This is a genomic window from Chryseobacterium lathyri (genome assembly GCF_019970085.1).
Lineage (GTDB): Bacteria > Bacteroidota > Bacteroidia > Flavobacteriales > Weeksellaceae > Chryseobacterium > Chryseobacterium lathyri.
In genome coordinates this window covers 456,745-470,276 of sequence record NZ_JAHXYG010000002.1, presented here as the reverse complement: position 1 = coordinate 470,276, position 13,532 = coordinate 456,745, and the positions used below count along the sequence as shown (strand labels likewise).

Sequence of the window (13,532 nt, the reverse complement as noted above, 5' to 3'; positions counted from 1 at the left end):
TAAGCTGAGCTTGGTTTGTCATTAACAAGCAATTGATTTTGTCTTAATTTCCTTAATCATTTCATAGCTCTTAATGGTTTAAAATTATTAAGCTTTAAATACATCATAAAAAATCCTTAGAAATTAATCTAAGGATTTTTTATATAAAACAGTATCGTTTTCTTCTTAACATTCAGGAACATTGACCGCAATGGCAAGTCCACCTTCTGAAGTTTCCTTAAAACGGTCACTCATTGATAAAGCCGTTTCCCACATGGTCTGAATTACTTCATCCAGTGTTACTTTTGCTTTAGCAGGATCACTTTCAAGGGCAATATTAGCTGCTGTGATCGCTTTCATGGCACCCATTGTATTTCTTTCAATGCAAGGAATCTGCACCAATCCTTTGATGGGGTCGCAGGTAAGTCCAAGGTGATGTTCCATAGCTATTTCAGCCGCCATCAATACCTGGCCGATACTTCCGCCTAAAATCTCTGTAAGTCCGGCTGCTGCCATCGCTGATGAAACCCCGATCTCAGCCTGGCATCCACCCATTGCAGCAGAAATGGTTGCATTTTTCTTGAATAAAGTTCCAATTTCTCCAGCAACCAGTAAAAACCTTACGATATCATCTTCGCTGATACATTCTGTAAATGCCTGCGAATACATTAAAACTGCCGGAATAACACCGCTGGCTCCATTGGTAGGTGCCGTAATGATTCTTCCGAAGCTCGCATTTTCTTCATTCACAGCCAAAGCAAAACAAGCAATCCATTTATTGATATTGGTGAAATTCTCTTCTGCATCGACCACCAATTTAAACCATTCATCGATATTTCTATAGATCTTGTCTCCTAAAAGCTTTCTGTTGATGCCTGCAGCTCTTCTGGTCACATTTAAACCACCTGGAAGAATGCCTTCTTTATTGACACCTTTGTAGATACATTCTTTAATATTCTTCCAGATATTCAGTGCTTCCTGTCTGGTTTCTTCCTGGGATCTCCAGCTTTCTTCATTAATCAGGATCAGATCTGAAAATCTTTTAAATCCTAATTTTTCACAGTATTTTACAATATCCGAACCGTGATGGCAAGGATATAATGTTCGGACGCAGTGCTTTTCTATGGAATTTTTTTCCTGGCTGGCAATAAAACCGCCTCCTACAGAATAAAAATCCTGAACAAGCTCGGTGCCGTCTTCAAAAACAGCTTTAAAGATCATCCCGTTTGGGTGAAAATCAAGGGATTTTTCCATATTCAGGACCAGGTGATGTCCGTACACAAAAGGAATTTCTTTTTCGCCGCCCAGATTCAGGATCTGGGTATTTTTTATCTTATCGACTTTATCATCGATCTTTGTTGTGTCTATTGTTTTGAAATCTTCGCCATTCAGTCCAAGCATTCCGGCAATATCCGTCCCATGTCCGATTCCGGTTTTAGCTAAAGAGCCAAAAAATTCAAGGAAAACTTCTTTCACCTCTGCGATTGATCTTTCCCTTTTTATAATTCTAATAAATGCAGAAGCTGCATTCCATGGGCCCATCGTATGCGAACTGGATGGCCCTATTCCTACTTTAATAATCTCAAAAACCGATATTGATTCCATAGATAATTCTTCATTTTCCTCTTAAAACAAAGATACGCGATAAATCCCAATAAAAGCGTTCCAGGATCTCAGAATTAATAACAGTTCATAAATCATGGAATGCCTTTATAATAGGTATTTTTGTAAATTAGCAGTTATAGTGGTCACCTCAATCCATTATATAAGTTTCTCTCCTTTTAATCACTTCAAATGGAAACATTAATTAAGAATATTGCACAGCATGTCAGGTTAAGTTCTGAAGAAGAAGCTGTTTTCAAAAGCTTCTGGACAGAAAAAACATTGGAAAAAGGTGAATTTCTTTTAAGAAACGGAGAAACCTGCCGCTATGACAGTTATATTGTTTCGGGTGTTTTAAAAGCGTTTTGCATCAATTCAGAAAACGGAAATGAGGAGATTCTTTTTTTAGCTATTGACAATTGGTGGGCAACCGATATCTCCAGCTTTTCTAAACAAAAGGCTTCCATTTACAATATACAGGCCGTAGAAAAAACAAATCTTTTACAGATCAGTCATCAATCTTTTCAAAAAATGCTGCAGGAAATTCCTTCCCTGGAAAGATACTTCAGGATTATTTTAGAAGGCTACCTGGGAACTCTTGAGAAAAGAATTGTATTTAATAACATGTACAAAGCTGAACAGAAATATTATGATTTTCTAGATACTTATCCTGATATTGCCTCCAGAGTTCCTCAATATTTAATTGCATCCTATTTAGGCGTGTCAGCCGAATTTATAAGCCGAATCCGGAAAAAAAATAAATCCTCTTGAACTAGATCAATTTTTCAGAAATGAATAATCAGGAATTTTGTTATTATAAAATTCATCATAATGAAAGTATTGATTATTAACGCCAGTGTAAGAAATGAGAGGTCTTACAGCCGAAAATTAACCCAGCTTTTTGTTGAAAACTGGAAAGCCAAATATCCCTCAGATGTATTTACGTACAGAGAAACAGGTATTGACAGTATTCCCAATATTGACGAATCCTGGATTGCAGGAGCCTTTAAAAAGCCTTCAGAGAGGACAGAAGAAAACCAAAAGGCATTACGGCTAAGCAATGAGCTGGTACAAGAGCTTAAAGAACACGATATGTATGTCATTGGAACTCCAATGTATAACTGGGCTGTTCCAAGTGGGTTAAAAGCTTATATAGATCAGGTGATGCGCATCAATGAAACCTGGAAATTCAGATCAGGGGCTCCCGATGGCGACTACGTAGGTTTGCTTGAAAATAAAAAAGCATTTATATTATCTGCCCGGGGCGATACAGGATACGGAGAAAATGAAAAAAACGGACATATCAATTTTCAAACAGCCTACCTAAAACACATTTTCGGAATCATGGGAGTCAAAGATATTACCATTTTTTCATTAGATAATGAAGAGTTTGGGGGCGAAGTATTTGAAAAATCAAAAAACAAAATTTTCAACGCCATCCAATCCATTGAATAAGCTCGGGAAAAATCCCTTTTGAGTATTTATCAGGGCATTCGGCTTTACTTCCTATGCCCTGTTTTTTTTAGTAATTATCACTTGAAACTTTCTTCATGCTGGGAAAGATCCAGCCCAATAGATTCTGCTTCTTCGGAAACTCTAAGGGTAATTATGGAATCTGTAATTTTATACAATAGCAGCGAGCCAAAGAATGTAAAAGCTGAAACAAGCACCAGAGCAGCCATATGATGGGCAAAAACTTCAATACCACCATGAAGAAGGCTGGCATTTTCACCATGGGCAAAAACAGCGGTCAGGATCATTCCCATAATTCCCCCTACTCCATGACAGGCAAAGACATCCAGGGTATCATCTATTTTCTTCAACGCTTTCGAGTTTACCATAAGATTGGAAACAATAGCGGCTGCAAATCCTATAAAAAGACTTTCCGGAATGCTTACAAAACCACAGCCGGGGGTAATGGCTACCAGCCCCACTACAGCCCCGATACAGGCTCCCAATGCAGAAACGCTCCTTCCATTGATCCTGTCAAAGAATATCCAGGTCATCATAGCAGAAGCAGAAGCAATGGTCGTTGTCCCGAAAGCCATTGCAGCAGATGCATTTGCGCTCAGAGCGGAACCGGCATTAAACCCAAACCACCCGAACCACAGCATTCCTGTTCCAAGAAGTACGTAAGGAATATTGGAAGGCTCATGGTGCGGATTTTTCCTGTTTCCCAGGACCATAGCTCCGGCTAAAGCTGCAAAACCGGCACTCATATGGACTACAGTTCCACCGGCAAAATCTTTTACTCCAAAAAATTTATTCAGAAGCCCGTCCGGATGCCATACCATATGGCAAAGCGGTGTATAGATAAAAATGCTGAAAAGCACCATGAATAACAAATAAGAGATAAAACGCACCCGCTCAGCGAAAGAACCTGTGATCAGTGCGGGAGTAATAACGGCAAATTTCATCTGAAAAAGGGCAAAAAGGACGAAAGGAATGGTGGAAGCCATCATTTTGTGAGGTAACACTCCTACATGGCTGAAGAATGGATAGCTTAAGGGATTTCCAATGATTCCGTAATGTATACCATTGATCTCAAAACCTAATGAATCCCCAAACGATAAGGAAAATCCTACAACGACCCATAAAATAGAAATAACCCCGAGCGCAATAAAGCTTTGCAGCATAGTGGAGATCACATTTTTCTTTCCTACCATGCCTCCATAAAAGAACGACAGTCCGGGTGTCATCAAGAGTACAAGCCCTGCTGCTGCAAGAATCCATGCTACATCTGCCCCTACGATTTTATCTTCACTGAGAAATTCTCCGGTATTGGGAAGATCAACAACCGGACTCCAAAATAATCCTCCGAATGCCACCAGGGTAATGACTGAGAATGAGACGATCCACTTTAAACCAATTTTCATACAATTTACATTTAACCCTATCAAAATTAAATATAAATTTTATAAAAACATATATTTTAATCAAATAACCCTTAAATATTACACCTAAATTAAAATGCAAGCAGTTTTAAATAAAAACCTCCTTTAATATTTTAGATACTTCTTTGTGTTTTGTAGCAGGAAAAAGATGGGTTCCTCCTTTAATCACATAATCCGGTTTTGAATATTTAATAGGAAAAACAATGTCTTTATCTCCCAATATCTGAATAACTTCCGGAGTTTCTTCAAATTTCCATTCCGAAACTTTTTCTACAGACCATTTGAGGTAATAGGGATCTCTGACTCTGAAATATTCAAGGATTTTAGGATTTTTAGGGTCAAAAAGTTTTCTGACTACAGAATACACATTGGCAGCTTTGTCATTAAACATCCCGACAGGAAGTATTCTTGGAATCTTTGTAATCTCACCGGTCCTGATAAATTTAGATTTTTCTTTATCTGATTTAATGCTTCCCATGATGACTACTTTTTGTGCAGGCTTCAGCTTATTGATCTCCTGCACCATAATGCCGCCAAAAGAATATCCAAGCAGGCAGAACGGCTCAGAATCATCTACTTTTTCTGCCATTCTTTGGACATAGGAATGAAAAGGCTCGTTTTTTTCGGGAATGAGCCAGTCTATAAAAATTAATTCACAGTTCTCGGGAAATTCCAGTCTTTCCAATACTTTAAAATCGGCCCCGAGACCGCTTACTACATAAATTTTCATAGTACTAATTTATGAAAAATGGAGGAAAAGACAGTGATTAAATTTTAGTTGTACATTATTGGAACCATTAAGTTTATTGAAGGTTTTTAGAATGTCAGATTTGGTACATATGAAGTTTTTAACGCGAAGCCTTTATTCATCCTTTTATTTAAGAGAGGCAAAGGATCGTGCCTCTACGTCACTGAATAAACGGTCGAATTGCAAACCGAATTAAAGAATAATTAATCTCGACACCCTGTTTATACCACCAAAAAAGGGCAGTTTATAAAAACGCCCTTTTTAATATTTGAAGTATATTGTACTTATTTCTTTTTCTTTACAGGAACCCTGTTTTCGTTATCAAGCTTTTCCGTAGAAACCCTGAACTGGATATCCATTTCGTTCTTGATGAAATAATCTTTCAATGAAGACTGGTAGAATACTTTAAAATCTCTTCTGTTCAGAGAGAACTTGGCAGACTCTACCACTACTGTAAACTGGGTTACATATACATTGGCAGGAAAAGTAATTGTTTTTCTTACTCCTTTGATGGTAACATCACCATACACTGTTGAATTGTACTCACTGTTTGCTAAAGGAATGATTTTAGTCAAGTGAAACTTTGCGATCGGGAATTTTTTAACTTCAAAGAAATTGGTGCTTTTCAGATCATTGGTAAGCTTAATCTGATCTTCATCGGAAACATCTCCCGCCATTATGCTTCTCATATCTATAATGAACTCTCCATCTACAAGGACTGTTTTATCAAAATTGAATTTCCCGCTTTTCAGCTTTACCGTCCCTGAATGCGAAGAAGCTTCAGTTTTTACAACTTTATATCCCCACCACCTGATCTCTGATGAAGTCACTTTTGAAACCTTATCAAATTTCTTCTGTGCAGAAACAAATGATATGCTCACACACATCATAGCAAACAATAGTAATCTTTTCATTCTTTTTTATTTACAATTCAACAAAAATAAAAAAAAGTGTAGAACTTCTACACTTTTAATAATCTTTTTTTGATTAAATTATTTAGCAGTTACCTTTACAAGCATTTCGATGTCATCTTTCACAAAAACATCCTGCATTGTAGATTTGTAAGCCACATCAAATTTCTGTCTGTCGAAAGAGAATTTTTCAGAAACCAGACTTACCACTCCTTTGCTGTAAGCAATTTTTGCAGGGAAAGTAATAGGATTTGTCTTTCCTTTAACGGTAAGGTTTCCAGTTACTAAAGAATTATAGATTTTATCGCTGTTTTTCTTTACAGAAGTGATTTTGAAAGAAGCAGTTGGGAATTTTTCAACCTCAAAAAAGTCACCGTTCTTAAGATGTCCGTTTAATTTCTGCTGGTATTCTCCGGTAAGGTCGGTTGAGTTGATGGAAGTCATATCCAGTACAAAGCTTCCTCCTACAAGGTTATTCCCCTTCATGATCATGTCTCCGGATTTTACTTTCACTGTACCGTCATGAGAACTTGCCTCAGATTTTGCTACTTTGTATCCCCACCAGTGAACATCAGATGCCACTACTTTTTTTGACTGTCCGAATGCAAGACCACCAGCTAAAACCGCTAATAAGAATATTTTTTTCATTTTGAATAAGTTATTTACTTGTTTAATGGTGCAAATGTAGCCAACTTATCTGATAGATTTCATTGATGTATATCAATAAAATCAATTATTTTTATGAATAATATCAGTCCATAAAAAAACTCCGAAAGTTTCGGAGTTTTGTATGTTAATTTTGATAGTAGGCAGTGTACAGAGCGGCTCCTTTTAATGCCGTATGATTCTGTTTAATCAGATAAATGGGTGTGCTTTTCAGTAATGCTTCCATCTTATCGCTGATCTTGAACTTATCATAGAATTTACCCTTGTCGATATATTCTCTGATCACCTGCGGGATATCTCCTGCGATCAGAAGTCCTCCGGTAGCCTTAAGTTTCAGTACAAGGTTATTGGCTTCTCTTGCAAGGAATTCCACGAAGGTGTCTAAAGCAATTTTACAAATCAGCACATCATCTTCCACCGCAGCTTTGTAAATTTCCTCTACAAAGTTTCCTCCGTTAAGACGTTCTGCAAGCCATTCCGGTTCCGGATGTCTTTTTACGTCTCTCAAGAATCTGTAGATATTGAAAAGACCGGTTTTAGAGAGTACATTCTCCCAGCTTACAATACCATAGATATTATTTAAGAACTGATAAAATTCTACCTCAACATTTGTTCTTGGTGAGAATTCTGAGTGTCCTCCTTCTGTTGCAAAAGGTCTCAGGTTTTTTCCGTCAAAGAAATATCCGGCTTCACCCAGTCCGTTTCCGGGAGCAAGGATCGCTACATTTCCTTTTTCAAGATGTCCGCCGGTATAAATAGGATCCAGATCGCTGTCCTCAAGAAGTCCCATTCCATAGGCTGACGCTTCAAGGTCATTCAGCATATCCCCTTTCTCGAATCCGAAGTCTCTGGTATATTCTTCAATATCCAGATCCCAGCCCAATCGTGCAGGGCTACTTTTGCCATTAATTACAGGTCCCGGTACAGCCACTGCCAGACGCTTCACATTGTCCAGTTGGTTATCTTGTATGAATTTTCTTAGTATGTCAGAAAATGAAGTGTAATCTTTAGTGTTATACTCATTCTGAATTTTAATCTCAAGGCCTCCGTTACTGGAAACAAAATAGCCTAAGATTGTTATATCTTCACGGAGACTTGCTCCAATGATAGTGACATTATCATTATTACTGTTCTCTACTCCTGGTAAATAAAGCGGAAACTTTGGATTCAAAATCATAACCTCAAATTTTATCAAATATAATAATAGTTTTCGTAAATCTTGCAGGGAAGCAAAAAACCTTTTCATTTTCATAAAAAGGTTTTGGCTAATAATTGTTTATATAAAAATCTAACTACTTTCCTAATGGAATATTGTATCCGAATCCTACTCCGATATTCCCCACATTATAATCCTGTCCTGCAATATCTCCTTTATCTCCTACAAAAACCTTCTGATACTGTACGAAGAAATTCCAGTCTCTGTTGTGGTATCCGATCTCCGGCTTGATGTAAAAACCTCCGTCCGGTCTGTCAGCAGAACTGTTGGAAGCTACTTTATCATCTCCTACAAGAAAACCATATCCTAAGTCTGTTCCAAAATAGAAACCAGTCTGTTTAGGATAAATTCTTATTAAAGCTCCTACAGGAATTACTCCTACATCGTTGTTATCATAACCGTTGTTGCTTTTTCCGAAATAGTGAGTATACCCTGTTGCAATACCTAATCCAAATCCTGGAGTGATCAAATTCTGGTAAGATACATCTACACCTGCTGCTGCAGATAGATTATCCGCAGGCACTGCTAAACCAACATTCGCACCTACTTTGATCATATTATTCATCTTTGAGTTCTGTGCGCTTGCGATACCTGCTGTTAAGATTCCAGCCAGTACTATTGCTTGTTTTAACATTTTCATAACTCTAATTTTAATTTTACTATTCCAATAAGCTGTAAAAATCATGCCAAGGGAGGCCTTTTTTTCGACTTTAACATTCAATCGCATTACAATATAATGATTATCAATATGTTAATTTATAATAAATTCAAATGATTGTTTAAATTAAATCTTAAAAAAAGATAATATTAAGAAATCTTAACCGTTATTATTTTAACCTTTTCCGTTCTATTTAATCAAAAAATTAAATCTCCACCATGCCTGATTCATTATTACATAATAAACATCTTCTCTGGCGTGCCGGTTTCGGAGTCGGAATCAACCAGATCGGTGATCTTAAAAACAAGAGTATAAAGGTGCTGACTGATGATTTATTTAAAGAAGAAAACTTTACAGAAGTTAATTATAATACTCCCGACACTTTTATTCAAGAGGATATGATGGTCGGTAAAACCCCTGCAGAACAAAGAAAAGAAATGCAGCGCATCAGCAGGCAGCAAAATAATGAACTGAACCTTAATTTTCTGGACAGAATGGTGAACAGCAGGGAGCAGATGAGAGAAAAGATGTCATTTTTCTGGCATGGACATTTTGCAACAAGAATCAATAATTCAAAATTCAACAAACAGCTCCTTAATACGATCAGGAAGAATGCGTTGGGCAATTTTAAAGATCTTCTCTTTGAAGTAAGCCAGTCGCCGGCAATGCTGAATTTCCTCAACAATCAGCAAAACAAGAAAGGCCACCCGAACGAAAACTTTGCCCGTGAGGTGATGGAATTATTTACCATGGGAAGGGGAAATTACACTGAAAAAGATATCAGGGAAGGCGCAAGAGCATTTACAGGATGGGGTTATGACAAAGAAGGCTATTTTAAAGAAAGAAAAAACCTGCATGATGAAGGTTCTAAAATATTTTTAGGGAAAACCGGAAATTTCACCGGAACTGACATTTTAAATATTATCCTTGAACAGAAAGCCACAGCCAGGTTTATTACCACAAAAATATATAAGTTCTTCGTTAATGAAAATGTAGACAGTCCTATTGTGGATCAGTTAAGTGCAGACTTTTACAATTCCGGATATGATATTAAAAAGCTTATGACTGAAATTTTCTCAAGTTCATGGTTCTACGCGCAAAAGAATATCGGAAACAGAATAAAATCTCCTGTAGAACTGATGGCCGGAATGATGCGGATGCTTCCCATGAACATTCAGAATCCGGAAAACCTCATCGTTTACCAGAAATTGCTGGGGCAAATGCTACTCTACCCTCCCAACGTAGCCGGATGGCCCAGCGGAAGGTCATGGATAGACAGCTCTACCCTGATGCTGAGATTGCAGATTCCACAGATATGGTCCGGATTACGCCCTTTAGAATACAGTCCCCGACAGGATGATGATATCGACATGGGTATGAAATCCCGTGAAACCGCTTTGAACAAATCATTTAAGAATCCCAACATCACGATAGACTGGAACAGGCTGGAAAAAGTATTTGCTGATAAAAAATGTGAAGATTATCTGATTCAGAATGCCCAAACACTGGATATGGATTCTGTGAAAAACTTTTCTGATAAAAGTATAAAAATGAATATCATCAATCTGATGTCTACCCCGGAATACCAATTATGTTAAGTGTAGATAGTAGGTTGCAGATAAAAGGTTGCAGTAATAGTAACCGCCGTTTGGCTCTGCAGCCTTTGATTTATTATTTGTCACTTTAAAATATTAATAAAGCTTCCAATATTAGTAAAATCAAGATTCAGTCCTGCTACCCGTCATCTATTACCTGCTACCTTTTACCTAAAAAAACAAAATTATGTTAATCAAGAGAAGAGAATTCCTCAAAATAAGTTCATTAGCTACCGCATCGTTCATGATGCCCAATTTTCTGAAAGCAATGGCGCTGGATGAAGCCTTAGTGACTAATCAGAAGATTCTTGTCGTGCTGCAGTTTACGGGCGGAAATGATGGACTGAATACAATCATTCCTACAAAAAACGATGTTTATTTCAGAGAAAGGAACAGTATAGCGATCAAAGATTCTTTACCATTGAATGATGAAACGGGGATTAATCCGGCACTGTCCTATTTCAAAGAACTTTTCGATAACGGTGAGCTGTCGGTGATGAATAATGTAGGATACCCGGATCCTGACAAATCGCATTTCAGAAGTATGGATATCTGGCACTCTGCCAGCCGCAGCGACGAATTCCTGGAAACAGGCTGGCTGGGTCGTTTTCTGGATGAAGAATGCTACCGCTGCGAACATCCCACGCAAGCTCTTGAAGTTGATGATATGCTGAGTTTTGCATTGAAAGGGGAAAACAATAAAGCATTTGCTTTCAAAGACCCGAAAAGACTTTACCAAACAAGCCAGGAGAAGTATTTTAAATCTCTCTACGATCATCATCATGAAGATGAAACAGTTTCTTATTTATATCAGACTTTGGGTTCTACCATTAATAATGCTGATTATATTTTTGAAAAAAGTAAGTCTAAAAAAACAGAGCAGACTTATCCAAACTCCCAGCTGGGAAAGGATTTTAAAACCGTCGCCTCCTTGATTAAATCTGATATCAATACTCAGGTTTATTATCTTTCAGTAGGAAGTTTTGATACCCATGTCAATCAGAATGACAGGCAGAAAAAGCTCTTCAGCGACATCAATGAAGCAGTAAAATCTTTTGTAACCGACCTGAAAAGCAATGGAATTTTTGAAAATGTGCTGTTAATGACTTTTTCAGAATTCGGACGCCGGGTGGCTCAGAATGCAAGCAATGGAACCGATCACGGAACAGCCAACCAAATGTTTTTTATAAGCGGCGGACTTAAAAAGAAAGGGCTGCTGAATGCACTTCCTGATCTGCAGAAACTGAATGAAGGAGATCTGATCTATACAGAAGATTTCAGAAAAGTTTATGCTACTGTTCTTAAAAACTGGCTTAAAGCGGATTCTTCAAAAGTTCTGGGCTGGAAAAACGGAATTTATGATTTTATATAATTGAATCTAAAATAAAACTGCCACTCTGATTGTATTCATCAGGTGGCAGTAGATTTAATAAATCTCTCGCAGATTTTGCAGATGGAACAGATGTTTAGGCTTTATTCTATAGTTCCTAATTACTTAAAAACCTTTATGAAGCTATCTTTTTCAAGCGTTTCCAGTGAGAAATCGAAGTCGGCTTCCGCTTTTTCTGTTGTAATCTCTGCTCCAAGCTCTTTTACAAGCTCATTGAAAGACATGGCTTCGTACCATTGCTGATACAATGCAGTTGTTGCCATCATGGAAACCTGATTATTTCCTGAAACATGAGAATGTCCGGCTCCGAAATTCAACAGTACGAAACATTGCTTTTCGTTTTTTGCCACCAGCATTCCCAGAATCATTTGCTTCTGAACAGAGTTACATCTGGCTTCAGCAAAGAGATTGTTAGGATTCATAATATAATCGTAGGAAATGTTATCTCCTTTTCCGATAACGATTTTATATCCGCAATCTGCATTTCCGCTGAAAACATTATTCATAACAAGTGTTGGAGTACACAGTCCTTTATTGGCATAAAGATATTCAACGGCACCGTTAGGAGCGGAAGTCATATCTCCTGAATACATCAATTGTCCGTCACCATGATTATAAGCGGCATTCCAACCTATTTTTCCGGAGATATTTAATCCTGAAAGATCAAGGTCACGGGCACCCCATCGATCTTCCCAATAAATACCTACAGCCAGTCTGTCGCCATAAAAACGGGTTCCGGTAGGAATATTTCCAACAAACATTTTTTCAGAAGTGGGTAATGCAAATTCTACATTCTCCGGGAAATAGAATTTCTTTCCGGATAAGTTATCATATTTCAGTTTCAGATAATCCAGAATAAAATCATAGTTGAATTGATTCACATAAGTTTCCTTACCTTTTTTCACCCAGGATTTTCCGTTTCGGACTCTGTAAACAAAAGTATCCTGGCCATACATTCTAGAATAACATGCTGACAATGCTTTGAATAGTGCAAACGGTGTTGCATTTTCCAGCCAGTGCCAATCACTGTTTTCCAGCATTGTATTCGTAGCATCATTCAAAGGATTTGAAATCAATGGTTTATGATGTACTTTAGACAACTTCGAAATTTTATTGATGGCTTTCGGAGCTCTGTTCTTATAAGCAAGGAATAACGGCTTGAACCTGTTAAAAATTTCTGCCAGTTTTTCCAGCCCGAAGCTTTCAAACAAATAGGTTGGGTTAAACTTACTTTGCTTAATTGAATCAATCAGATCATCACTTTTAATTAAAAGCGTAGTATTGGTCGTTTTATAAATAACATAACGGAAAAACTCAACAGGATTTTCAGGATAAATATCGTACAGATCGGCTATTTTTATAACAGCCTCCTTATTTCTGATGTTTTCTTTTCCCGTAAAATCATATTCCAGCTCCGTATGTAAAATATAAAGCAATTCATCAATAGTTTCTTCTTTTAAAGCAATTCCTGATCTCAAAAGAGAAAGGCACTTTTCCTGCATCTCTTCTACAGTATAGGCTTTGATGACTTTAAAAACCAGCTTTGTATCCGGAACATTCAGTATTTCAGCAGGAATATAGATTTCATTCTGGAAATCGCTTCCATATGTTGAAATATAATGTTGAATCTGTTCAAAAAACAAATCAATTCTGGAGGTATTTTTTATTTTCTCCCAGGATTTATGAAAGGTTTTATTCAAATCATTTCCATTTAATTTTTCCTTTGCATAATAAGAAATGATCTCATTTTTTGCCCATAGTGCATCAGGTTCAATGATAAAACCTTCATTAGAAACAAATGGCTCTGCATTCGATTCCTTAGCTAATACTGCATTGAATAATTTTAGTGTTTTCATTGTTTTTAATTTTAAAA

12 protein-coding genes are annotated in these 13,532 nt (G+C 37.2%); 4 read left to right on the top strand and 8 right to left on the bottom strand.

The features are described from left to right. Positions 1 to 165 precede the first annotated feature (165 nt). On the bottom strand, positions 166 to 1,584 hold the full coding sequence (locus LC418_RS07550; protein ID WP_223558640.1) for an L-serine ammonia-lyase: 1,419 nt from the start codon (positions 1,582 to 1,584) through the stop codon (positions 166 to 168). Between the two features lie 189 nt (positions 1,585 to 1,773). On the opposite strand from LC418_RS07550, the gene LC418_RS07545 reads away from it, so the two are divergent. Next, entirely contained in the window at positions 1,774 to 2,352 is a 579-nt protein-coding gene (locus LC418_RS07545; RefSeq protein WP_223558639.1) for a Crp/Fnr family transcriptional regulator, read from the top strand. Positions 2,353 to 2,412: 60 nt separating this feature from the next. Next, complete coding sequence (locus tag LC418_RS07540; protein ID WP_223558638.1) at positions 2,413 to 3,036, top strand: FMN-dependent NADH-azoreductase; 624 nt, start codon at positions 2,413 to 2,415, stop codon at positions 3,034 to 3,036. A 77-nt stretch (positions 3,037 to 3,113) separates the two neighbouring features. Here LC418_RS07540 and LC418_RS07535 read toward each other — a convergent pair whose 3' ends face one another. The 6 genes from LC418_RS07535 to LC418_RS07510 form a co-directional block, all read right to left on the bottom strand. Further along, positions 3,114 to 4,457, bottom strand: coding sequence for an ammonium transporter (locus LC418_RS07535; protein ID WP_111956126.1), 1,344 nt, complete (start codon positions 4,455 to 4,457; stop codon positions 3,114 to 3,116). A gap of 106 nt (positions 4,458 to 4,563) precedes the next feature. Next, positions 4,564 to 5,205, bottom strand: a complete 642-nt coding sequence (locus LC418_RS07530) for an alpha/beta hydrolase (protein WP_111956124.1) — start codon at positions 5,203 to 5,205, stop codon at positions 4,564 to 4,566. Between the two features lie 302 nt (positions 5,206 to 5,507). Then, entirely contained in the window at positions 5,508 to 6,137 is a 630-nt protein-coding gene (locus tag LC418_RS07525; protein WP_111956122.1) for a YceI family protein, read from the bottom strand. Positions 6,138 to 6,215: 78 nt separating this feature from the next. Then, positions 6,216 to 6,782: a YceI family protein gene (locus tag LC418_RS07520; RefSeq protein ID WP_111956120.1), complete on the bottom strand. Its 567-nt coding sequence runs from the start codon at positions 6,780 to 6,782 to the stop codon at positions 6,216 to 6,218. Between the two features lie 145 nt (positions 6,783 to 6,927). Next, positions 6,928 to 7,977, bottom strand: a complete 1,050-nt coding sequence (locus LC418_RS07515) for a glucokinase (protein WP_111956255.1) — start codon at positions 7,975 to 7,977, stop codon at positions 6,928 to 6,930. 115 nt (positions 7,978 to 8,092) lie between these two features. Further along, entirely contained in the window at positions 8,093 to 8,656 is a 564-nt protein-coding gene (locus tag LC418_RS07510; RefSeq protein WP_223558637.1) for a hypothetical protein, read from the bottom strand. 236 nt (positions 8,657 to 8,892) lie between these two features. On the opposite strand from LC418_RS07510, the gene LC418_RS07505 reads away from it, so the two are divergent. Then, positions 8,893 to 10,272, top strand: a complete 1,380-nt coding sequence (locus tag LC418_RS07505) for a DUF1800 domain-containing protein (protein ID WP_223558636.1) — start codon at positions 8,893 to 8,895, stop codon at positions 10,270 to 10,272. A 184-nt stretch (positions 10,273 to 10,456) separates the two neighbouring features. Then, positions 10,457 to 11,641 carry a DUF1501 domain-containing protein gene (locus LC418_RS07500; RefSeq protein WP_223558635.1) on the top strand — a complete coding sequence of 395 codons (1,185 nt, stop codon included), beginning with the start codon at positions 10,457 to 10,459 and terminating at the stop codon, positions 11,639 to 11,641. Positions 11,642 to 11,760: 119 nt separating this feature from the next. On the opposite strand, the gene LC418_RS07495 is transcribed toward LC418_RS07500, so the two are convergent. After that, positions 11,761 to 13,515 (bottom strand): hypothetical protein, encoded by a 1,755-nt coding sequence (locus LC418_RS07495; RefSeq protein ID WP_223558634.1) that lies wholly within the window; start codon positions 13,513 to 13,515, stop codon positions 11,761 to 11,763. Positions 13,516 to 13,532 lie beyond the last annotated feature (17 nt).